The sequence below is a fragment of the uncultured Nostoc sp. genome, assembly GCF_964245575.1.
GTDB lineage: Bacteria > Cyanobacteriota > Cyanobacteriia > Cyanobacteriales > Nostocaceae > Nostoc.
Genome location: NZ_CAXTNP010000070.1, coordinates 1 through 23,119 on the forward strand (window position 1 = coordinate 1; position 23,119 = coordinate 23,119).

General features: G+C 41.8%; 19 protein-coding genes, 1 other RNA gene and 1 pseudogene. 14 read left to right on the forward strand and 7 right to left on the reverse strand.

What is annotated here, in order from left to right:
• Nucleotides 1-340 precede the first annotated feature (340 nt).
• From ACFFAP_RS13390 to ACFFAP_RS13400, 3 genes are all read left to right on the forward strand, one after another.
• Nucleotides 341-1,684 (forward strand): calcium-binding protein, encoded by a 1,344-nt coding sequence (locus tag ACFFAP_RS13390; RefSeq protein WP_375511682.1) that lies wholly within the window; start codon nt 341-343, stop codon nt 1,682-1,684.
• Between the two features lie 217 nt (nt 1,685-1,901).
• Complete coding sequence (locus ACFFAP_RS13395; RefSeq protein WP_375511683.1) at nt 1,902-3,347, forward strand: PQQ-dependent sugar dehydrogenase; 1,446 nt, start codon at nt 1,902-1,904, stop codon at nt 3,345-3,347.
• A gap of 375 nt (nt 3,348-3,722) precedes the next feature.
• Entirely contained in the window at nt 3,723-4,163 is a 441-nt protein-coding gene (locus tag ACFFAP_RS13400) for a GNAT family N-acetyltransferase (RefSeq protein ID WP_375511684.1), read from the forward strand.
• Between the two features lie 315 nt (nt 4,164-4,478).
• On the opposite strand, the gene ACFFAP_RS13405 is transcribed toward ACFFAP_RS13400, so the two are convergent.
• Together ACFFAP_RS13405 and ACFFAP_RS13410 are read right to left on the reverse strand one after the other, a co-directional pair.
• A complete protein-coding gene (locus tag ACFFAP_RS13405) occupies nt 4,479-5,489 on the reverse strand; it encodes an aldo/keto reductase (protein WP_375511685.1) in 1,011 nt (336 codons plus the stop codon).
• Nucleotides 5,486-6,883 carry a tetratricopeptide repeat protein gene (locus tag ACFFAP_RS13410; RefSeq protein ID WP_375511686.1) on the reverse strand — a complete coding sequence of 466 codons (1,398 nt, stop codon included), beginning with the start codon at nt 6,881-6,883 and terminating at the stop codon, nt 5,486-5,488. Before ACFFAP_RS13410 ends, ACFFAP_RS13405 begins: the two co-directional genes overlap by 4 nt.
• A gap of 1,067 nt (nt 6,884-7,950) precedes the next feature.
• Here ACFFAP_RS13410 and ACFFAP_RS13415 point away from each other — a divergent pair.
• From ACFFAP_RS13415 to queF, 5 genes are all read left to right on the forward strand, one after another.
• Nucleotides 7,951-8,217, forward strand: coding sequence for a YciI family protein (locus ACFFAP_RS13415; protein WP_375511687.1), 267 nt, complete (start codon nt 7,951-7,953; stop codon nt 8,215-8,217).
• 40 nt (nt 8,218-8,257) lie between these two features.
• Nucleotides 8,258-8,354, forward strand: an RNA gene (gene ffs, locus ACFFAP_RS13420) — signal recognition particle sRNA small type.
• A gap of 25 nt (nt 8,355-8,379) precedes the next feature.
• Nucleotides 8,380-8,766 carry a phasin family protein gene (locus tag ACFFAP_RS13425; RefSeq protein WP_375511688.1) on the forward strand — a complete coding sequence of 129 codons (387 nt, stop codon included), beginning with the start codon at nt 8,380-8,382 and terminating at the stop codon, nt 8,764-8,766.
• 156 nt (nt 8,767-8,922) lie between these two features.
• Nucleotides 8,923-9,321 carry a hypothetical protein gene (locus tag ACFFAP_RS13430; protein WP_375511689.1) on the forward strand — a complete coding sequence of 133 codons (399 nt, stop codon included), beginning with the start codon at nt 8,923-8,925 and terminating at the stop codon, nt 9,319-9,321.
• A gap of 136 nt (nt 9,322-9,457) precedes the next feature.
• Complete coding sequence (gene queF, locus ACFFAP_RS13435; protein WP_375511690.1) at nt 9,458-9,877, forward strand: preQ(1) synthase; 420 nt, start codon at nt 9,458-9,460, stop codon at nt 9,875-9,877.
• A gap of 122 nt (nt 9,878-9,999) precedes the next feature.
• Here queF and pstS read toward each other — a convergent pair whose 3' ends face one another.
• The 3 genes from pstS to ACFFAP_RS13450 all read right to left on the reverse strand — a co-directional run bounded on the left by pstS (nt 10,000) and on the right by ACFFAP_RS13450 (nt 13,441).
• A complete protein-coding gene (gene pstS / locus ACFFAP_RS13440; protein ID WP_375511691.1) occupies nt 10,000-11,097 on the reverse strand; it encodes a phosphate ABC transporter substrate-binding protein PstS in 1,098 nt (365 codons plus the stop codon).
• Nucleotides 11,098-11,269: 172 nt separating this feature from the next.
• Nucleotides 11,270-12,670, reverse strand: a complete 1,401-nt coding sequence (locus tag ACFFAP_RS13445; protein ID WP_375511692.1) for a cytochrome c biogenesis protein — start codon at nt 12,668-12,670, stop codon at nt 11,270-11,272.
• A 30-nt stretch (nt 12,671-12,700) separates the two neighbouring features.
• Nucleotides 12,701-13,441 (reverse strand): cytochrome c biogenesis protein CcdA, encoded by a 741-nt coding sequence (locus tag ACFFAP_RS13450; protein ID WP_375511693.1) that lies wholly within the window; start codon nt 13,439-13,441, stop codon nt 12,701-12,703.
• A 423-nt stretch (nt 13,442-13,864) separates the two neighbouring features.
• Between ACFFAP_RS13450 and ACFFAP_RS13455 the strand changes: the two genes are divergently transcribed.
• From ACFFAP_RS13455 to ACFFAP_RS13465, 3 genes and pseudogenes are all read left to right on the forward strand, one after another.
• Complete coding sequence (locus ACFFAP_RS13455) at nt 13,865-13,912, forward strand: hypothetical protein (protein ID WP_375511704.1); 48 nt, start codon at nt 13,865-13,867, stop codon at nt 13,910-13,912.
• Between the two features lie 16 nt (nt 13,913-13,928).
• Nucleotides 13,929-14,504 (forward strand): annotated as a pseudogene (locus tag ACFFAP_RS13460) (response regulator); the annotation flags it as partial.
• 294 nt (nt 14,505-14,798) lie between these two features.
• A complete protein-coding gene (locus ACFFAP_RS13465) occupies nt 14,799-17,384 on the forward strand; it encodes a GAF domain-containing protein (protein ID WP_375511694.1) in 2,586 nt (861 codons plus the stop codon).
• Nucleotides 17,385-17,804: 420 nt separating this feature from the next.
• Here the strand turns inward: ACFFAP_RS13465 and ACFFAP_RS13470 are convergent, their stop codons facing one another.
• Nucleotides 17,805-17,936 carry a hypothetical protein gene (locus ACFFAP_RS13470; RefSeq protein ID WP_375511695.1) on the reverse strand — a complete coding sequence of 44 codons (132 nt, stop codon included), beginning with the start codon at nt 17,934-17,936 and terminating at the stop codon, nt 17,805-17,807.
• Between the two features lie 76 nt (nt 17,937-18,012).
• Between ACFFAP_RS13470 and ACFFAP_RS13475 the strand changes: the two genes are divergently transcribed.
• The gene (locus ACFFAP_RS13475) at nt 18,013-19,458 is read left to right on the forward strand and encodes an MFS transporter (protein WP_375511696.1); all 1,446 of its coding nucleotides are present in this window, start codon (nt 18,013-18,015) and stop codon (nt 19,456-19,458) included.
• Between the two features lie 375 nt (nt 19,459-19,833).
• Nucleotides 19,834-20,637 (forward strand): phytanoyl-CoA dioxygenase family protein, encoded by an 804-nt coding sequence (locus tag ACFFAP_RS13480; protein ID WP_375511697.1) that lies wholly within the window; start codon nt 19,834-19,836, stop codon nt 20,635-20,637.
• 136 nt (nt 20,638-20,773) lie between these two features.
• On the opposite strand, the gene ACFFAP_RS13485 is transcribed toward ACFFAP_RS13480, so the two are convergent.
• Nucleotides 20,774-21,685, reverse strand: a complete 912-nt coding sequence (locus ACFFAP_RS13485; RefSeq protein WP_375511698.1) for a beta-1,6-N-acetylglucosaminyltransferase — start codon at nt 21,683-21,685, stop codon at nt 20,774-20,776.
• Between the two features lie 162 nt (nt 21,686-21,847).
• Between ACFFAP_RS13485 and ACFFAP_RS13490 the strand changes: the two genes are divergently transcribed.
• Entirely contained in the window at nt 21,848-23,113 is a 1,266-nt protein-coding gene (locus tag ACFFAP_RS13490; RefSeq protein WP_375511699.1) for a glycosyltransferase family 4 protein, read from the forward strand.
• The last annotated feature ends 6 nt before the right edge of the window (nt 23,114-23,119 follow it).

Below are 23,119 nucleotides of genomic sequence, written 5' to 3' on the forward strand. Positions count from 1 at the left end.
CCTTTCTAACAGTATTAGAAATCCAAAAGATTACATTTTTAAGATTTGGTAAAGAAGTTGACGTAACTTTTATTTCATGTTAATTAAGTAATTACAGGTGAGTTAAAAAATATAGAGCAAATAATCAAAATAAATTTTGACCCAATTACTTACCATTTTCATAATCAACTAACCAAATCAATAATTGATATTATTTTATCCAAGTAATATTGATATTAATTAGGTTAACCAAAGCATCTGTATTTAAACTTACAGTTTTAAGTAATCTACATTGAACTTATAAAAAGTTCTGTGACTGAGGCCGAAGTTAGGCATTAGTTAGAAATTTAGGAAAAATAATATGGCAGTTCTTTTCGGCACTACAGATCCTGACACCACAAATGGGACATTGGGAGATGATACAATATATGGTTGGGCTAATGGTGGTAATGCCAATAGTTTGTCTGGTAACGATACCCTGAATGGTGCAGATGGTAATGATAATCTATTTGGCGGGACGGGAAACGACAGTTTAATCGGTGAACTTGGCAATGACACACTTGATGGTGGCTTGGATACTGACACCTTAAATGGGGGAGTAGGCGATGATACTTACGTCATTGACAGCGCTACCGATACCATTACCGAGGCTAGAAATTCAGGCATAGATACCGTCCGGTCTTCTGTCCCCTACACACTCGGTGCCAATCTGGAGAACCTGAGACTCACCGGAACTAGGGGCATCAACGGGACAGGTAACAGTCTTAATAACATAGTGTTTGGTAATATTTACAACAACGCTCTGAATGGGAGAGCAGGCGATGACACGCTAGATGGTAGTAATGGCAATGATACCCTCAATGGTGACGAGGGTAATGATAGTCTACAGGGCGGGCCCAGCAATGACCTACTCAATGGGGGGTCTGGAAACGACATCCTCATCGGTGTTTTCCCTGGCAGTTCTCTTCCACCTGGATTAGGGGAGACTGATACCTTAACTGGCGGTGTTGGGCTAGATACATTTGTCCTTGGGGACGCTGCAAATGTTTTCTACGACGATAAAAACACTACAAATGCTGGTCTTGGCGACTTGGCTACTATTACTGACTTCAACCCTGATGAAGATCAAATAGAGCTAAAAGGCTTGTCAAAAAACTACCGCTTGCAATCTGTTGGAGCCAATACACAAATATTTCTAGACAAACCTGGAGCAGAACCAGATGAGATCATAGGTATTGTGCAGGGGGTAGTAAGCCTCAGACTTGATAGTGACAATTTCCTTTTCTATGAGCCGGAAAATGCTGGACAAGCTACAAACAATACACTAGCCAGCGCTGAAAGATTAGGTTCTTTATCATCAGCCTCAGACGTAAATCTCGCAGGTGAGTTAGTAACAGTTCAACCTGGGGACAATCCCGATTTCGACTTTTTTACATTTTCTCTAGCAAATCCAGGAACTGTCACTATCACTGCGGCGACAACCGATGATACAGTTATCGGACTGTTTAACAATGCTGGGATTTTACTGCAAAGTGACGACGATAGTGGCCCCGACTTTGGGTCATTAATCACCGCTTCATTGGGTGCTGGAACTTACTCAATTTCAGTGAGTAAATATGCTTTCTTCCCCCAAGATGGCGGAACTTTCTCTGGTTCTAGTGATAGCAACCCTGCGCCTTATACACTAGAAGTCAGTTTGGCATAAGAATGTTGTTAACTTAAGAAAGTACTACATTATAAGGCTGATTGACAGATACTTTTACTGCTAGTTAAAGGGACACATGGTCGTGTTTCCCTTCCCTAACAAAAGACTATTTATAAGCTAGTACCCACTGCTGATTTCACCCCAGAATCTCTCAAATTGTTTCCTTTCTCAAGAAAATTTAGCAACAAAATCATCTCACTATTTTATGAACAAAATAATGAATAGCATTAACTCATCTAACCAAAAGCAACGCAGATTTATCAGTAAATTCGCTCTCAAAAGCTACTTTGTTGCCGCTAAAACGCTGTTATTTACAATAGCTTTATTAAATTATGGCGCTACTGGAGTAAATGCTGCACCTAAAGCCCTGCGTCCTGATATTCAGATTCGCAATATTATAGATACCTTATCAGTCTCTCCTTCTGTTCGGATTGTAAAAGATCCACGAAACAATACCCTCTATTACCTCAAAGAAAATGGTGATATTTATCAAGTTAATTTAGGCTTGTCTAATAGTAGACTTGTGTACACCTCTAGCGATCATAATCTAGGTGAGACTCAAGGTATGGCCATTGGCCCTAACGGCACAATTTATTTGGTTGGCAATGCAGACCTTGTAAATAACCAGACCAAAGGAATTATTGTTAAAGGCGAAATTAAGTCGGGTACAGAACAGCGCGTCTGGTCTATTTTAGCTAAGAGTGCAGGCTATCCCAAAAGCAAAACAGCCTATGACCATCGCTTCAACGGCGTGGTTGTTAGCCCGGATGGTAACTTTATCTATGTGAATAGCGGTTCTCGTACCGATCATGGTGAAGTTCAGTCTGTTAATGGGCTATATCCTAATACTCGCGAAGTAGGATTAACCGCCTGTATACTCCGTCTTCCTACAAATGGCAAAAATATTTTTCTTGCAAACAATCGAGCAACTTTAAAGACAGCTGGCTATATTTTTGCAGAAGGAACACGTAATACTTTCGATATGGCCTTTGCGCCCAATGGGGATTTATTTGGCACAGAAAATGGCCCCGATCGCGACATGTCAGAAGAATTAAATTGGCTTCGTCTAGGTGGTAATTACGGCTTTCCCTGGCGGATTGGCGGGGCAGACAACCCACAACAATTTCCTAATTACGATCCTGCCAAAGACCTTTTGTTAAACCCCAAATTTAACGCCGTCCAAAGGGGCTACTTTCGTAACGATCCAACCTTTCCTGCTCAGCCTGGAAACTTAATTGAACCAATTCCGAATTTGGGGCCGGACGCAGACAAGTTCCGCGATCCTGTAGATGGCAAAGTCAAAGACGCCAGTGTTCTTGGGCAAAGTTTGAGCACTTTTACAGCACACCGTTCTCCTTTGGGCTTAGTTTTTGATACACAAGGAGTAATGAGTCCAGAATTCAAAAGAGATGGATTCATGCTGAGTTTTACAACAGGCGATCCCACTGGCGAGACACAAGTAGGCCCTTTTAATGATTCTGGCCAAGACCTACTGCATTTAAAGTTAACTAAAGTAGGAAATACCAACTATAAATTGAATGCTACCCGCATTGTTGAAGGTTTTAGCAATCCCATTGACGCTGCGATTATCGGCAATAAAATTTATGTTATAGAATATGGTGGAAATCAAGGAATTTGGGAAATCACTATGCCGACTAAATAAAGCAGGCGGAGTATTTTTGTATTGCTTAGTCGAAATTCCAATCATTCTCAGACATGGCTAAAACTTCAGGACATTTTGAACATTTTTAATAAACTCAACAGCTACATTTCTAATTGGCTTTTGCCCAACGCTATTTGATGATTGATGCTGATCAAGATACATAATAGCCCCTGAACAACTAGCGATCGCACTTATACCAATTCTTTGTGAAACTGCACAAAATCAGGCTTGGTAAGACAACTTGCTCTGAGCAACTTGTTCTATGCAATTTCACAGATGTAATCGGTATTAGACCATCCCGATTAAAATCAGTGTAATTAAACGATCTGCAAACTTTAAAGTAGTGCTTTCAGACTAACTTGCCATATTGTGGTAATGATTCGTCCTTATCAATTAAATGATTTAGAAGCTACCGTTGAACTGTGGTATCGAACTTGGCATGAAACATTTTTTAACATTAAACACCCACAGCCATATTCCTTATGGAAAGCTCGATTTCGTGATGACCTTGCTGCACGCGGGGATGTTTGGCTGGCTGAAGTTGAAAATAAGATTGTAGGTTTTGTTGTGGTTATCAAAGAGGAACAATGGTTAAGCCAGCTGTTTGTAGATGCGACTTACCAAAATCAGGGTATTGGTTCAGCATTACTTAATAAAGCTAAAGCAATTTGTCCTCAAGGTTTAGGGCTTCACACATTACAAGCGAATATGCGAGCTTGTGCTTTTTATGAACTACATGGTTTCAAAGTGGGCAAACTGTCAATAAACAAAATCAACGGTCAACCGAATGTCGAATATTACTGGATACCTGAGTGAGATATTTGACTCCTTATAATTCCTGTTTTGTATGCTGGCCCCAAGGTTGATGAGCGAAGATTCGGTGTACCATCGGCTCAAAGAAAGTCAGTGGCAAAGTATCATAGTTTGGATCAAATGATTCTTGATCCCACTTATGGCAGAACTCAGTGGTGTGGTCAAAGTAAGGATGACCTCGAAACTTTTCTCTAGGATGGCGATCACATCTTGTTTGGAGTTTAGACTAATGCCCAAGGGAAAGAGGCAAAGGGGCGGGCATTGGGCATTTCTCATTCTCCCGGTGTTTCCTTGCTTCTTCCCCAGTAGCAGATATTGCTATGGGCGACTGGTGGAGGCGGATGGGTACTGATGTCCTAAGATGGGATGGGGTGTGTAAGGTTCTTCAAGGAATTTGCGTTCTTCATCGGAAAGCTTCAAATCCACAGCCTCCACTGCTTCTTTAAGATGCTCTATCTTACTAGCACCAACAATCGGAGCCGTCACACCCGGTTGATGCAACAACCAAGCCAAGGCAATTTGTGTTGGTTTAACACCGTGTTTTTGGGCTAACTCTACGACGCGATCGACTATTTGGAAATCTGAATCTTGATAGTAGAGATTGTGTGCAAATTCATCGGTTTTAGCCCGCACAGTTTCCCCAAAGCTTTGCTTGCTGCGATTGCCCGCCAGAAAGCCCCGCGCCAGAGGACTCCAGGGTATGATCCCAATTCCTTGATCTATAGATAAAGGTATCACCTCTCTCTCTTCTTCTCGATAAACCAAGTTGTAATGATTTTGGATAGAGACAAAGCGAGTCCAGCCGTGTTTGTCAGCCGTGTAAAGAGCTTTGGCGAACTGCCATGCGTAAACACTTGAGATTCCTAAGTAACGAACTTTACCTGATTTGACTATATCATGCAGCGCCTCTAGGGTTTCCTCAATGGGCGTTTCATAATCCCAGCGGTGAATTTGGTACAAATCGACGTAATCTGTTTGTAGTCGCCGTAATGAGGCATCAATGCCATCAAAAATATGCTTACGAGACAGTCCTTGATCGTTGGGTCCATCACCGATTTTATTGAAGACTTTGGTAGCAATAACAACTTGATCTCTTTTGGCAAAGTCCTTGAGTGCCCGTCCTAGAATTTCTTCACTGACACCTAAGGAGTAAACATCGGCGGTGTCAAAGAAGTTTATCCCCAATTCCAAAGCTAGCTTAATAAACGGGCGACTCTCTTCTTCTTGCAGTACCCATTCTCGCCATTTCCGAGAACCATAGGTCATAGTACCCAGAGCTAGGCGTGATACTTTTAGTCCACTTTTTCCAAGATTTACGTATGTCGTCATACTGTTTGCTCTACTTTTTGATAATGTTGTGAAAGTTCTAAAGCAAGTTGAGAGGTTCTATGTGCTTCATCAATGCGTCCTAGCTGGCTGTAAGTATTAGCTAATTCCCGCTGTATAACGGGAATATTGCCACGGGCAGAATTGCGCTTTTCCAGGACATTCAAGGTTTTGTGATACTGCCGATCGCGAATCAGTGCATCAAGATAAATTTGCTCAAATAAATCTCGTTGAGCATGAGATCCACCTGTGGAGTATAAATCGGGTAACACTGGCTCTAGTTGAGCGATCGCACTCTCCCAATCCCCACGAGCATGAGCAATCATCCCCCTAGCAGCTGGAACTCCTATTTCTACCCAAGTACGCCGCGCATAGGGTAAGACGTTCTCTCCATGAGTTTGCATACTCTCTAACATCTGTGCCGCCCAGTCATCTTTACCGCCCCGCACCAGTGCATAGATATATTGCAAATCCAGGAAGGCAAGGACGTGTTCGTGTAGTCGTGGTTGCAGGTAAGCAGCAAGTTCCTGCCAACGCGAACCGACATCTACACCGCGTAAATCTAGCCGTAGCAATAATGCGATCGCATTAATCTGCTCACGTCCATTGTCTTTTTTGGCACGTCCCCAAATGCGCGTGTCATATATTTCTAGTACTTTGGCAAAATTTTCAATATCCAAGTAGTAAAGGGATGTATGCCACCAAAGGTGTCCATAAAAAGCCGAGCTACCATATTCCCAAGTATCGCTAAGACTCTCCATTAAGCTAATTCCCTCTTCTAGGCGTCCTTGAGTTTCTAATACATGAGCAACTGCATGGTGTGCCCAACGGTTATCTCGTTTTAGGGCAATCGCTTGTCGCCCATATTCTTCTGCTTCTTTTAAGCGATGACACTCTTCCAACCCGAAGGCTAGCATCCCATACATATAAGGGTTGTCACGATTCGCAGGGAAAACTTTTTCGGCAATCCGCAGCATCCCTTGACTGTTGCCGGAATTTCTATAGTGGTATTGGCACAGATGAACTGAGGCTATATCGCGGGGAAAGGCAACGGCGATCACTTCATGGTGGGCGATCGCTTGAGCAATATCTCGGTTTGCCCATGCTTCAATTGCCGCGACGTAAAGTTTTTCGCGATCGTTAGCTCTTTTCAGGTTTGCTTTCGCCACCTGGAGATAAGATGTTGCCTGAGTTAAGGCAACAGAGCCACCAGCAAACAGATAAAAGGCGGCAACTTGAGCGTTGGCGATCGCACAAGCCGGATCAGCCTCAACTGCTTTGAGAATAATTTGGGCATCGTTACCAACGCCCAATAATTGATCAACAAAGTTATTGATGGCATCTACCGCTGCTGATGAGTCGGTAGTAATTTTGAGTTCAGATGCATCTTTTACCATTGATTTTCCCAGAGCATTGCACAGCTACAAGCATTACTTTGCAAAAGCTAGGTTTTAAACTACTTTAACTCAATCGTGTTATCGGAGTTAAAAATTATTAGATTAATAATTTCTTACAAATGCTCACGTGTGGCGATCGCTCCTGAAAACATCAAGATAGACAACTAAGTAGCTGGACAAAAATATTTACAGTCATTGCGTACTCCTTTGCAGAACCCGTAGGGCATTCTTGAAAATTTAAGACAATATAATTTTTGTCAATTCGTAATTATACTTAATTTAGCAATTAAACATATATTATTAACAATAATACTGGGTTTTGAGCGTAAAAATGAATGATGCGTTTAAATATAACGCGATCGCTGACTTAAAAATTGTGTTTCCCGCCCCGATTTTGGCGAAATTTTAAGCACTATTGCTTATTGACAAATTGTTTATGACCTTAACGTGTCACCAATGGCCGTAGGGTACGAAGTGAAGCAATCCCAACCGCAAGCAAATTGCAACTCTTGGAAACGCACTCGCGTTCGTTTCACTTCGTTACACTCGCTTCGGACATTGTGTAATTAATTCTGTCCGACTACTTACTCTCAATAAGGTTCGGTTAACGGTCAATACAGTTGAGTTAAGGGTTTTTACCAAATTCATCCAAAACATCATCTTCTCCGTACTAGTAGCAAGTATTGCGAAGTGTGTAGACGCTTGTAGGCTAAAATCAAGGATCAGAGGCGGTTTTTGTTGAAAAGTGAAGTTGAGAGAATGAGGCGATCGCTCAAGGGGTTTCTGTGGAAAAAGTCACTCTTTAGATTGGCGACACGGTAGAAACAGTCTTACGTTTCTACTGCAACCCGAACGTAGTGGAGGCAGAGTGCCCAGATTTTTGATTGAATCGCGAATAAGGGACTTATAGTAAAAAAAACATCTTAATTGTAAAGGTGCAAAAACTTGCGCCCCTACAAATTTACAAATAATTTTGGATAATTTATTTTTTGTCAGTCCCTAACTTGCTACTTAAGAATAGTAATAACTTGAGTAGAAAGTCCTTAATAATCGGAGATGACAAGCAGATGCCGTGGTTTGTAAAGATTGAAGAAGGGAAAGTCGATAAACCTACCTTTGACCAATATGTACCTGCTCATAAAGCCTACATTCAGGACTTGATTGCTAAAGGACACAAAGCGCGAACAGGCTATTGGGCAGAGCAAAGAGGCGGAATGTTGCTGTTTGAGGCAGCCTCAAGGGATGAAGCAGAAGCAATTGTAGCTGATGATCCGTTGGTGCAACATGGCTGCGTCAACTATCAGCTTTATGAATGGCGGATTGTTATGGAATAACACACACACATTACTGACTTTTAATGTTATGCTTTTAGAAGACCTGGATCTATGCGACTGCAACACCCAAATCTTGTCAGAACCGGAAGGTAGCAGCAACACGGGAGGCTTGTGGTAGGCGTAGTCTCCGGGTCGCCCTATTTGTAGGAGCGTTCAGCAACAATGCCTGGTTTTGGAGATATTGTTCAAAAAGCTTTTTACCTCGGTGTTGGATTAGCTTCTTACGCGGGTGAGAAAGCAGGGGGAAAATTAGCCGAAGTGCGATCGCAAGTCCAAAAACTGGCAGATGAAATGGTGGCAAAGGGTGAAATGAACACAGAAGAAGCCCGCCGCTTCGTTGAAGATATGATGAAGCAAGCCCAACAGCCCCAAGCATCGGGTGAAACCTCTGAAAAAACACCCCCTTCTGAACCTCGCCGCATTGAAATTTTAGAGGAAGATGAAGAACCAACGGTGAAAGAGGGATCAAGTGATGAGAACACGGAAAAATTACGCCAAGAAGTGCTAGACCTGCAAAACGAGTTAAAAAGATTGCAACGCGATCAATAAAAAGCATTCTTTGATCGCAATATCGGTAAAAAGTGGCAGTTTAATATGGCACTTAAGATAGAAACTTGATAAGATACATTGCCTAGTGTGTACTCTAGTCCTTCAAGCCAGATAACACAAAGCGTCCTGTTTATAGCCTGCAAAGGTGTCAAGTTTATGGAACAGTGGCAAAAAGATTTAGTAGAGATCGTCGAAACAGTGGCTGATGAAGTAGAGCGTTTCTTCCTGGGAATGAGTGAAATGGTAGACGCTTTTTTTGAGCTAACGGAAGAAATCACCGAGCAAGTCCCTAACATTGCCATTGAAGTCGATCTGTATTTACAGGACTTGGCTGAACCAATGTTTGAAGCTTACTGGGAACTGGAAGACATTGTAGCAGATGTAGATCCAGGTTTTCCTTATTCAGTTGAACCCACAGCCGAAAAAAATCCTGCCTGTATAGGTTGTACTCACTACCACGGTCAAGTTTATAGTGGTAATTTGTTAGTTTGTGCCATGCATCCCCACGGTTGTGAAGATGAGAATTGTCCAGACTGGGAGAAGGAAGAGTATTGAGTTAGGAGTGGGGAGTACAGACGCGATTAATCGCGTCTGTACAGGAGTTAGGAATAAAATTATTAAAAGGACGTAAAGATAAGTAAAATAACTAATGACAAATTACAACTGACAACTGACAACTGACAAATAACAAATGACAACTGACAAATTATCTGAAAGTGTAACCCAGGCAAGCCAAGAAATGAAGTATGGCGAACGCGACATTGCCGAAGGTAAACTAATTACCTTTCCAAATCCGCGTGTGGGGAGGCGATATGACATTAACATTACTTTGCCGGAATTTACTTGTAAATGTCCGTTTTCTGGTTATCCTGACTTTGCGACAATTTACGTTACATATATACCTGATGAACGGGTAGTGGAATTGAAGGCGCTTAAGCTTTACATTAACAGTTACCGCGATCGCTACATTTCCCACGAAGAATCTGCCAATCAAATTTTGGATGATTTTGTAGCTGCTTGTGAGCCATTGGAAGCCACTGTGAAAGCAGATTTCACGCCTCGCGGCAATGTACATACCGTGGTTGAAGTGCGTCATCATAAATACCCATAATGAAAAATTTGGCTTGTAGTGAGGACTTTAGTCCTCTCTAGGAGACGCTAGGCGAGCAAAATCAGGACTTTTTACTCAAGTTGATCAAATAACGCGATCGCATACCCTAAACTAAAAACTATTTATTCTCCAATCTTCTTTGCAGCAGATTGCACTTGAAGGACAACTTTATTTGACAAAGGAATATATCCGAGTTCCAAACTGGATTTTTGCCCCTCAATTAAAGCCCAATCAATAAAATTTTTCAGCGCTTGAGCTTTGACTCGGTTTGGATATTGGTGATAAGTTAAAAACCAGGTGTAAGTAACGATGGGATAAGACTGGGCACCTGTAGGATCGGTGATAAAAGCAATCAAGTTATCGGCAGGTAATTTCACTGCCTCTAAGGTTTGAGCTACAGATTCTGGTGTTGGCGTAATATAATTACCAAATTTATTTTCTAAAGCAGCTACAGGAAGTTTATTTTGTTTGGCGTAAATGTATTCTACATAGCCAATAGCTCCTGGTATCTGTTGAATCAGGGCGGTAACACCTTCGTTACCCTTTCCACCAATTCCCACTTGCCATGCTACAGCTTTACCAGCTCCAAGTTTCCTTTTCCATTCTGGACTTATAGCACTTAGGTGTTGCGTTAACACGCTCGTAGTTCCACTACCATCAGTTCGGTGTACAACCTGAATCGGTAAATCGGGCAAACTTACTCCTGGATTAGCTGCGGCTATTCTAGGATGATTCCAATTCGTAATTTTTCCGAGAAAGATATCTACGTAAACTTGGCGTGGTAGCCTTAGAGCAGTTAGCAGATTGACTTGAGGCGACTGGTGGGCGACTGGTGTGAGGTTATAAGCCAGCACAATAGAACCAGCAGTTAGGGGTAAAGCAATCACTCCCCGTTTTATCTTGGTTGCTTGTTCATCTGTAATTCCCACATCACTAGCTGCAAAGTCCACGGTACCTTCAATGAGTTGTTGCACCCCAGCGCTACTACCTATCGCTTGATAGTTAATTTCCACATTGGGATTTTGCTGGTTATAATCTGAAAGCCAGCGTTCGTACAAAGGTGCAGGAAAACTTGCCCCAGCACCAACGATAGAAATATGCTTGATGTTTCTATGATCCGCAGTGCAAGAAGCAATATTCAACAAGATAGCGATTAACGGTAGAAGGTAAACCTGTCCCTTGGATTGAAGTTGAGCAGATATAGAAATCTTTTGTTCCAATGTTTAATAAATACCTCTAATAATTTTTCAATCTGTTGTGGTGTAGGCATAATTAATTTTAAATAAGTTTGAAACGCATAGGCGCTTCGCCTTCCCGCAGGGTAGGGGCGCAGAGGTGAACGCAAAGTAACGCAAAGTAATTCTCTGCGTTCTTCTGCGATTTACTTTGCTTTTAAACTTCAATTGGCGTCTCTTTCTCCTCACCTTTTGGCTGTGAACTCAGCCGATCTAAAATCTCTAAAACCTCTTGTTCAAAAGCAACTTGGGCGCGATTAGTTTTGCCACCCACATATAAGCGATCGCCTTTTTGTAATGCCCATATTTGTGAATGAGAAAAGTAACTCATCACCACACCCAGCATTAGTAAACCAAACCCTGAGTAAACAATTGGTATGCCTGGATCGGCTTTAATTTGTAAGCCAGTGCTACCAATGACATCCAGAATTTTGAGTTTCACGCCATTGATTTCGGTGAACATCCCAGCACGGACAGTATCAACGAGTTTGCCAGTGGCGTCATAAATTAATACCATCCCTTGCAAGTCTTTAGCTAGCAAAGAGACACCCTCACTCAAATCCGGTTTAGTTGGAACCCATGTTCCCCAAATGCGCCCTTGTCCATTGGTGTTCAATTGCGCCATTGGTAGCTGAAAAATCGGGCTATTGTTAAATTGGACGCGAACACCTGCAATTCCCCAATCAGTTTGGTAGAAAGTTACGCCATGATAGCGCAGAGGCTCGTTGACAAAAATCTTCTTATGGTCAACTTCTTCTCCCTGCTTATTCAAGACAGACATATCCGAATAAAATTGATCGATGCCGCCAGATGGAGTGTAGTCAATCCAAAAACGATTGACGCGCACAGACCAATCTTTCGGAACTTGGGCTGCTGCTAAAGGGCCAGCATCGACAATATTTCTCACTTGAAATGTATCGCCACTGGCAACCATTTCCTGAGCCAGAAACCCAGTCATCGCCCCCCAAATTCCCCCGATCAGAATAGCTACGATGCCAATATGAACGATAATTGGGCCGATGCGTCCGACTATTCCTTTGCGGGCGTAGAGGAGATTTTCTTTTTCTTGATCTTGATAAATTTTATAGCGGCGTTTCTGTAATATTTGGCTGAGAGAATCTAGGGAACCAGTATCTAGTTCTGCACTTAAAGCTAACTTTTGAAATTGCCGTGGTTCTTCGTAATATTTCCAACGCTGGGCAGCTTTTAAGGCTGGTAACTGACGAGTAAATGAACAAGCAGTTAAGCTAGTGCCAAATAAAATGAGTAATGCCAAAAACCACCAGGTACGATATACGTGGTCTAACCCAACTACCTGAATTACCTTCCAAGTTAAGAAACCAAATAAAGCTGGATGTTCTGGGTAGTTAGCCTGGTAAAATGCGGGTGACTGACCTTGCTCAATTACAGTACCGGTAGAGCTAAAGATTGCAATCAATAGCAGTAGTGCGATCGCTAGGCGTAAGTTTGTCAGTACGGGCAAAAGCTCCTGTCGTAAGAACTTCCCAGGTACTGCCCACCATTTTAATTCTTTGGACGCCGAATCTTCTAAAGTCATTATGTGTAAAATCTAACAAAGGTATTGATATTAAAAACTGCCAAGGGGAATTCGAGAAATTAAGGAAAATACACCGAATCCTACTAACAGCGCCCCACTAACTGGGTTAATCCAACCAGACCAGCGACGCAATTCTAGTAACTTTTTAATTGAAGCTGTAAAAGTACCGGCCAAAATCAATGGTGCTACATAACCGGCTGTGTAAGAAAGTAGCAAAACAGCCCCTAAAATTAAGTCTTGTGTATTGGCAATCCAACCCAACAAACTAGCTAAAACAGGTGTGCTACAAGGGGATGCGACTAAGCCGAAAGTCAGCCCCAACAAATAAGAACGCAATCCGGCTGGTAAATCTGGCGAAATCCAATTCGTTTCGCCCAAGGATGGAAATTGCAGAGGTAGTGCTTCTAATAAGTTCAGCCCCATGAGAATGGCGATAATGCTGACGATAATCGGCAAACCAATTCCCACTTGACCGTAGACTTTTCCAACAAAACCTGCTATAATTCCTAGTCCTGCCAATGTTGTTGCTAATCCGAAAGCAAACCAAGTTGATTGGGCAGCTGCTTGCAAGCGGCTTTTAGCTTCATAACCACCGATGTAACCAATGGTAATTGGCAGCATAGAAAGCATACAGGGTGTGAGACTGGTAAGCAAGCCAGCTGCAAAGATGATACCAATACTCACCAGGCTAAGGTGTGTGAGTTGGTTAGAAACGAGGCTGTTAGCAAATTGTTCTAGTTGGTAAATTTGGGTTTGCAGGTTATCAAGCATGGGGAGTTTCTGAGCGGGAAATGCTTACTCTGCTTGAATTTTAGCTTATTTTTGGATGTAGAGTCAGCAGAAATGATTATCTGAACCTGATATCATTTAAATTTCATCTGCCCAAGGAAATGTATATAAAATACAATTAATCTCGGATTATCCCTGAAGAAGCACGGCTGGAGTATTTAACATAATGATTGTATTACCCGGATTTTAGATTGTCACTTCGTTAAAAGCAGTCATATACCGTGGAATTCAGATTAAATATCACTGTCCGGTAATTATCAAAGGGCTACGTCCAGAACAGTGTACACCCAATAATATTAAACAACTCAAACATCAGTCATCGCTCACGCCCATCTCTACGAAGCTGAACGAACGGCATGAAGCGCTGCTGAATTAGCAAACCGCATCAAAGATGAATTTCTAGCTGTGCTGTCCCATGAGCTGAGAACACCGCTCAACCCGATTCTGGGTTGAGCAAAACTGATGCAGTTTAGGTTTAGGATTAGCGATCGTCCGGCATGTAGAACTTCACAGGGGAACTGTTCAAGCCCAAAGCCTGGGCGAACAACAAGGAGCAACTTTCACCGTCAAAATTCCATGCTTACAGGATACAAAAGATAACTCCTCACTTGTGGAAGATCAGTCCTAACCCTTGTCTGGCTTAGAGATTCTCGTGGTGGATGATGACGCAGATATGCGAGAGTTTTTGCCTTTCATGCTGGAGCAATATGGTGCAACTGTGACTGCTGTCGCCTCAGCCATTGAAGCTTTAACTGCGCTGAGTCAATCCCAGCCAAATTTGCTCATTAGCGATATCAGGATGCCAGAAATGGATGGTTACATGCTGATGCGACAGGTGAGGAGTTTGCAACCAGAGCAAGGGGGGACAATTCCAGCGATCGCCTTAACTGCTTATGCTGGAGAGATAGATCATCAGCAAGCGATCGCTGTCGGATTTGAACAGCATATTTCTAAGCCTGTAGATCCAGAGGAATTGGTGAAGGCGATCGCGTTATTAGACTTATTGAAACAGAATAAAGGCGTCAGTCGTCAGAATTCAGCATGAATTCTGTACGAGTCGCGGATCTGAATCCCTCACGAAGAGTGATTCTGACTTCTTCAATACCAAATTGACGATCCCCAAAAGACTTTGTAACCAGTAGCAGGGGTTCGGAGTATTACTGCATCTGTACTGTGGTCATAAGTAATTGACTTCCACCTTACTTCTCAGGATGACGCTAGCCAAACAAGCGATTAAACTATGGATAACATTAAGCAATTGTTGCTTTTAGCACCACTTACATAAATTTAATTGCATTGTTACATCTAAAATCTCATCCTGCTATATACAAAATTTATTATGTCAGTGTATCAAGGAAGTTGTGGGGAGACTACCGATTTGATTATTGGTGTTCATAACCAAGAAAACCTCGAATTACAAGCAAATTCTGCTCCTGTGGGTGCTCTTGCCACAAGACAAGGAACTTTTTCTACGTTTCTTGCTCCCTTGACTCAGGATACTTTTAAACAGGTCGTTCAGGATGTCGAGCAAAAATTACAGATTGTGCATCAAACCCTGTCAATGCTGGATTCTCAGGGATTTGAAACTCTTCTGCAAGAAATGTTGCATTCGATTACCTTGAAAACCGGGGAATTACTGGGGGCAGACCGGACGACGATATTTTTATTGGATGAAGAAAAACAAGAACTCTGGTCGATTCTGGCTGAGGGAGAAGGCGATCGCTCTTTAGAAATTCGTATCCCCGCCAATAAAGGCATTGCTGGGGAAGTCGCCACCTTCAAGCGAGTTATTAATATTCCCTTTGATTTTTATAACGATCCGCGATCGCATTTTGCCCAAGAACAAGAAAAAAGAACTGGCTACCGCACCTACACCATGCTGGCTTTGCCATTATTGAATGAACATGGACACTTAGTTGCGGTAGTGCAATTACTGAATAAATTAAAATCTGGGAATAATCCCGATGTTCCACTTGCAGAGCGCATTGATACCAAAGGTTTTATCTGTGCTGACGAACAATTATTTCAAGAATTTGCCCCTTCGATTCGCCTGATTTTAGAATCCTCACGCTCTTTTTATGTAGCCACTCAAAAACAAAGAGCAGTGGCGGCGCTGATGAAGGCGATCAAGTCTCTATCTCAAAGCAGTCTCGACTTAGAAGATACCCTGAAGCGGGTGATGGATGAAGCCAAGGAACTGATGAATGCTGATCGCAGTACACTATGGTTAATAGACCGCGATCGCCATGAATTGTGGACGAAAATCACCCAGGATGATGGTTCCACTAAGGAGTTGCGAGTCCCCGTAGGTAAAGGCTTTGCTGGTATAGTAGCGGTTTCTGGCAAGAAATTGAATATTGCCTTTGATTTGTACCATCATCCTGACTCTGATACTGCCAAACAACTTGACCAGCAAAATGGTTATCGCACCTGTAGCTTACTATGTATGCCAGTATTTAATGCCGATCAACAGCTGATTGGCGTTACCCAATTAGTAAATAAAAAGAAAACAGGTGATTTTCCACCTTATAATCCAGCTGATTGGCCCAAAGCTCCCGACTGCTTCCAAGCTAGCTTTGACCGCAACGATGAAGAATTCATGGAAGCTTTTAATATTCAAGCGGGAGTAGCGCTGCAAAATGCTCAGTTGTTTGCCACAGTCAAGCAACAAGAACAAATGCAACGGGATATTCTGCGTAGTCTTTCCAATGGAGTAGTTTCCACTGATAAAGCCGGATTAATTATCGCCGCCAATGAAAGTGCCAAGCGTTTGCTAGGACTGGAGCCAGAAGACCGTTTAGAAGGTAAATTAGTTACTGATGCGATCGGCATCAAAGAAGGTGACTTTAGCAAGTGGTATCAAGATGCTTTACATGCAGCCGACTTAAAAGGCCGCCAGCAATATTACCCCGATCGCACACTCCTAACTACTGGTACAGAACAGCATAGTATTAATTTATCGATTAACACAATTGCTGATGCTAGCGACCAAGAGCAAGTCCGGGGGGCGCTGGTAGTCATGGAAGACATCAGTGATGAAAAGCGGCTCAAGAGTACGATGTACCGCTACATGACCCAGGAATTAGCCGAAGAATTGCTGAAATTGGATGATGCTAAACTAGGAGGCGATCGTAAAGAAGTTTCGATTTTATTTTCGGATATTCGCGGATATACCACTTTAACGGAAAATTTACAAGCAGAAGAAGTGGTGAGTATGCTCAATGAATATTTTGAATCAATGGTGGAGGCAGTCTTTAAACATAAAGGCACTCTTGATAAATATATCGGCGATGCCATCATGGCTGTGTTTGGTTCTCCCCTACCGTTAGAAGAACACGCTTGGATGGCAGTGCAAACATCTTTAGAAATGCGCGATCGTCTGCACGAATTTAATCAACGTCGCTATGCAGATGATAAGCCTAAAATTAAAATCGGCATTGGTATCAACTCAGATACCGTAATTAGTGGGAATATCGGCTCTAGTAAGCGGATGGAATTTACCGCCATTGGCGATGGCGTTAATCTTGGCTCTCGATTAGAAAGTGTCAGTAAACAGTATGGTTGCGACATTATTATTAGCGATAACACTTTTAAGCCATGCCAAGATCAGATTTGGGCTAGGGAACTAGATTACATTCGTGTCAAAGGCAGAAACGAACCAGTAGCCATATACGAATTGCTGGGTTTGCGTTCCAATCCGATTGAAAGCCAAAAATTGCAAGTGATTGAGCATTATCACAAAGGGCGCGAGTATTACCTCAAGCGGCAATTTTCCCTTGCTAGAGCCGAGTTTGCCAACGTTTTAGCCGCAGACAACCATGACAAAGCTGCTATGTTGCATTTGTTGCGTTGTCAGCATTGGTTACAGTCACCCCCAACAGAATCAGATTGGGATGAAGGAGTCTGGACGTTTCAGGAAAAATAAGTTTTAACAATTCAAAAATCAAAAATAACTAATTATCGGAACATGATATAACTTCTGTGGTGAGTCCAATGAGGCTTTAATTTAGGATGCTTTGCTATTATTAAGACTTACATACTATACAAATTAACCATAATATGTATTATGCGAAATGTACCTTTTAGGTGCTGACTGCAACCCTGATTTAGTCGTATATTACAAAGAAAGACTCCAGCGCTGAGGGCAGAAGGCAGCTATGTAAGAAGTATTAATAAAAACTTTAGTTGTGGGTCTAGAGCCGCACTAGTATAAAAAAATTGTGTCGATAGCGCAGCGTCAAGTTCCACGAGACACAACAGAGGCAGTGCGCCCTTGCGGGTTTCCCGACTTGTACTCCTACAAAGAAGCAAGCTACGCGTCTCTTTGAATCCCATTCGTGAGAGGCTAGCGCCTGCCGTAGGATGCCCGAAGGGCTGTAGGAAGAAGCATCTGCCGTCGTCCTTGGTTCAATCCCACGCTTTTAAGCGTAGGTTCATAAAAGTTTTCTGCCTTCTGAATATTTTGGGTGTTAGACATAGCTTAAAAGCCCAAATTTAGTATAGTACATATGTATGATGCGTAAATCCTAATTATTTTCTTAAATACTACATTTATGGATTCTTCTCAAATTGAAACAGGTGCGCCTCTTTCTATAGAAATTGCTCAGATTGCCTCACCATCAACAACACTTTCTCCGACCTCAACACCCAGCCCTCGCATCTCTAAAGATGCTATTCGCAGCAGTTTGAGGGCTTCCACTGTCGATGGTGTTTTCGCGGCAATTTTCTCTATTGGCACTGGCGGAGTTTTGCTAAGTAATTTCTTGGTGGAGTTGGATGCCAGCCCGATAGTGTTTGGTATGCTGGCTTCTATCCCGATGTTGGCGAATCTTTTTCAGCCAATAGGTGCTTACTTGTCTGAACGCAGCACTAGCCGCTTTCAGTATTCCCTTGGCATTTATGGGATTGCTCGGCTACTGTGGCTGATTTTAGTAATTGGCATTGTTAGCTTTAGTTGGGGATGGCTTAATTCCAACCAATTAGTGGTATTGTCGCTCCTGATTCTCGTATGCAGCCATCTTTTGGGAGGACTAGGAACTGCATCGTGGTTGAGTTGGATAGCAATGTTAGTCCCACGGCGATTGCGAGGTAGATATTTCGGGCTACGTAATAGTATTGCCAACTTAACCGAGTTAATCAGCTTGCCAATAGCGGGTCTAGCTGTATCACATTGGTACGGGGGGACTATCCAAGGTTATGGAGTGATTTTGCTCTTAAGCATTATCTTTGGAATTGTGAGCTTGGGGTGTCAATATTTCCAGGTAGATATAAATCCCCAATTACAAAATACTTATTATGCTAACTCATCTAAAACCAGTGAAATTCAGTCAGACTCGGCACCAAATGAACCTGGTGAGATATCTGAAGCAATCTCTCTGCCGCAAATACCAACTCCCCAAAACCAGATAGATAGCAGCATTTGGAAAAACTCTAATTTTTTGGTGTTTCTGCTTTATTTCGGCTTATGGACGTTTGCTATTAGCTTGAGTGCGCCGTTTTTTAACTTCTACTTGCTAGATACGCTGAACCTGGATGTAAGTTGGGTAACTTTCTACAACAGTCTACGAGCAGGGGCACATATGGTGATGCTCATTGTGTGGGGTAGATTTGCAGATAAAATAGGTAATCGTCCAATTCTAATTTCTACTGGAATTCTAATTGCAGTCATACCCTGGCTGTGGCTGAGGATGGGTTCTAGTCCTCTGGATCTTTGGCTGTGGTTACCGCTGTTACACATTTTCATTGGGGGTAATTGGGGAGCAATTGACTTGTGCAGCAACAATCTCCAGATAGAGATTGCACCACTGAAAAATCAGTCTCTCTATTTTGCAACAGCAGCAGCTGTTGCTGGGGCAAGTGGTGCTTTAGGAGCAACTATAGGTGGCTTCATCGCTCAATTTGCTGGGTCTTTTGGCATAGAGGAAGTGTTCATTGTGTCTGGTATATTACGATTAGCGTCACTTGTGCCACTCATTATTAAAAAGGATCTGGGTAGTTAGGTGAAATGGGTTGGCTAACAAACAGTGTTGGACTTTGATTGTGGATTTCTCCACCTCTGGGAAGAATTACTAACTTAATATCTACTTTATACTGATATCCTGAAAAACTTTTGTGAGAGAATTACAAAGTTTATATCAGTAAAGCAGGTTGCAGAAATAAGTTGTCAGATAACAGATGCGTTCATGAAAAAAACATTGAATGACTACAAGAAAGCTTCATCAAACTCGCATCTATATTATTGGAGCTAAATTTAAATTGGTTCAAGCTGATGAAGTCAACCCTGCCTCTTATTGCTCCAAAAATCGCTAATTATCAATCCCAACTCTTTGGTCTGACCAAAAATAGTTAAATTTTAAAATCTGAAAAAAGTTACGATGCTAAAGGTAGACACATCAAAAATCAGTCCCGAACAAGTTGAAGCTTTTGAGCGAAACGGCGTTATTTTCGTCAAAAATGCTGTGGATGACATCTGGGTAGAACGGATGCGAACAGCCGTTGAAAAGAATGTATTAATCCCTGGCCCTCTGGAGGTGAAAGACACCGAAAAAGCAGAAGCTCATGTAGAGCATAGCAGTAGCTTATGGCTCACTGATAATGATTTCCGTGCTTTAGCTTTTGAATCTCCCCTAGCAACGCTTGCGGCTCAAGTCTTGAAATCGAAAAAACTTAACTTTTTGGGTGACGGTTTCTTTGTTAAAAAGCCGAAACCAAACAGCCGTGTCGGCTGGCATAACGACAAATCTTACTGGCCTATACAAGGCGAGCAGTGTTGTAAAATTTGGCTGGCTTTAGATAGTGTCAACCAAGAGAATGGTAAATTAGAGTACATCAAAGCCTCTCATCTATGGGGCAAGGAGCTACGTGAAGGATCTGACCCTTCGTGGTTTGTAGAGCCAGAGCCTCACGAAATTTTATCTTGGGATATGGAGCCTGGAGATTGCTTGGTTCATCATTTTTTGACAATTCATCATTCAGTAAGAAACACATCCTCTACACGACGACGCGCAGTGGTGATTAATTGGACTGGCGATGATGTTACTTACGATCGCCGCCCCAATGCTTGGCCTTTCAGACCTCTTGAAGAAATTGATATCCCAGAATTTGAGTCACTCAAAGCCAAAAAATCTGGGGAGCCATTAGACTGCGATATCTTTCCGAGGATTGAACTGCATCGCTAGTCTGTAATTTAAAGGTGGTTGCTGCTATTGTTAAGGATGCGATCGCTATACAAAATTTTATAGTGATTGTCCTCAACTATGTAGCAACCATAGTTGAAATTTATTTAGCTAAGTTTAGCAAAATGTTAAGTGAGTACTAGGATGTAATTTTGTCAAGTTCATCAAGAATATTGCTATCTGTATCGATGTCAAATTTCCGAGCAAAATGAGCAGATGATGCAACCAAATTAGGCAAATCTTCCATTAGCAATATTTTTGGATGAGGGCCTCCAGTTGACCAATCAACATATCGCCGACAGTCATTTTTTAGTTTCAGGTGAGGTGCATTACCAAGTATAGTTTGAATATACGCCTCCTCTGGATACTTGAGCTTACTGTAATGTAAGCTTACGGCATTTTTCTGTCCGTGGAAATCGATAATATACTCAGCAGCTTTGCGATTGGCACAAAACCATTGACTTCCACTGAAACAAGCAAGTTCCTTTGAAAAAGGAAGAAAAGCTTTCGTTAATAAAGGATGTTCTATGCGTATTTCTATATTCAGTTGACCAAAGTATTTTTTTAAGTAATGAAAAGAAAACGACTTCGTACAGTATCGTTCATAAGAATTTTTTAGCCACAACATGCCTTGTATTACATTATGTTTATAAATTTCATATGTGATCTGCTCATGCTCAACATAAGCATCGTATGGACTTGAGGCTAGCTCATCCAATATTTGCTTTGCGGTTTTAATAGGATAGTCTGATGCACTAAGGTATACAAACCAATCTGGTGGATTCGGTATCTCGTACATTAGTTTAAGTGCCTGTATTGTAGCCTCTTCAACAGAAAAATCTGCCCACTTTGTTTGGACGTACGGGCGTACTAGTAAAACATTTTTTGATAAAGTATCTATAGATAAATCACATTTTGAAAAATCATGATGACACACAATTACAGGATGATTGAACATCTTATTTAATTGATTGATTAACCTGTAAATTTGTAGAGGTTTTGCGTGTGTTAATAAAAGAAAGCCTATTGTTGGGCTGGTGTTCTCGTGCATTTGTTCAAGTTGTAGAGGTATTGATATTAAGTTGCATTCCACGAGATTACTTTTGAGATAACTATGGAATGTGATGATAAAATTACTTTAATACACTACACTATTACGCTACAATCTGGCAATAAAAAACTTTATGTTAATGAATAAACAGTTAAACCAACAATGATTAAGCCTCTATTAGTTAACACTTACGATCCCAAGGGAGGAGCAGGAGCTGCTCGTGCAGCTTATCGACTACATCAAGAACTACTGAGATTAGAAATTGATTCTCAGATGCTAATTCAAGATAAAAGAATAGCTGATTCTACTGTAGTCAGTTATCCTAATAAGGTAGCCAAAGCAATGTGGAAAGCTCGTCCGATGTTGGATGCTTTACCACTAGAACTTTATAGAAATATGCCACGGAATCCTGTATTTTTCCGGCTCCAATGGCTTCCTAATACAGTTACGTCGCAAATTGCTAAACTTGACCCAGACATCATTAACCTGCATTGGATATGTGACGGATTTATACCAATTGAAGCACTGGCAAAATTCAATAAGCCTATTGTTTGGACATTTCATGATACGTGGGCATTCACAGGTGGATGCTGCTATTCTCTTGGGTGCGATCGCTATACAAAATCTTGTGGAAATTGCCCTCAACTCGGTAGCAACCATAGCTGGGATTTTTCTCGCTGGGTTTGGCATCGTAAAACTAAAGCATGGCAAAATCTTAAGCTTACTATTGTCACTCCTAGTAATTGGCTTGCTGAATGTGCTAAATCCAGTTCACTATTTTCAAATAGCGACATCAGAGTTATTCCTCACGGGTTAAATCTCAGCATCTATAAACCAACTGAGCGTCAAATAGCCAGAAACTTACTGAACCTACCACAAAATAAGCAACTAATTTTATTCGGAGCAATCAACGGAACTAGCAATCCCAGAAAAGGATTTCATCTATTACAATCAGCGTTGCAAAAATTGAGCCAGTCTGATTGGAAAGATAAAATTGAACTGATTGTTTTTGGTTCATCTCAACCTGAAGATTCAGTTGATTTAGGTTTTAAGGTACACTACTTAGGCAAAGTTGATGATGAGAATAAACTAGCGCTTCTCTACTCATCTGCGGATGTGATGATTGTGCCATCAATTGAAGAAGTTTTTGGACTGACTGCTTGTGAATCCCTGTCCTGCGGCACACCTGTGGTTTCTTTTGATTCAACGGGACTCAAAGATATAGTTGAACATCAAAAAAATGGATATCGAGCGCAATGTTTTAGTTGTGATGACTTAGCAAATGGTATTATTTGGGTAATAGAGAACAAAGAGCGGCATCAAAAACTTTGCGCGAGCGCTCGTGAGAAAGCCGAACAAGAATTTGCGATCGAGCTGCAAGCACATCGTTACTTATCCCTGTTTGAGGAAATGAGTAAGCCCTCGTAGAGAAGC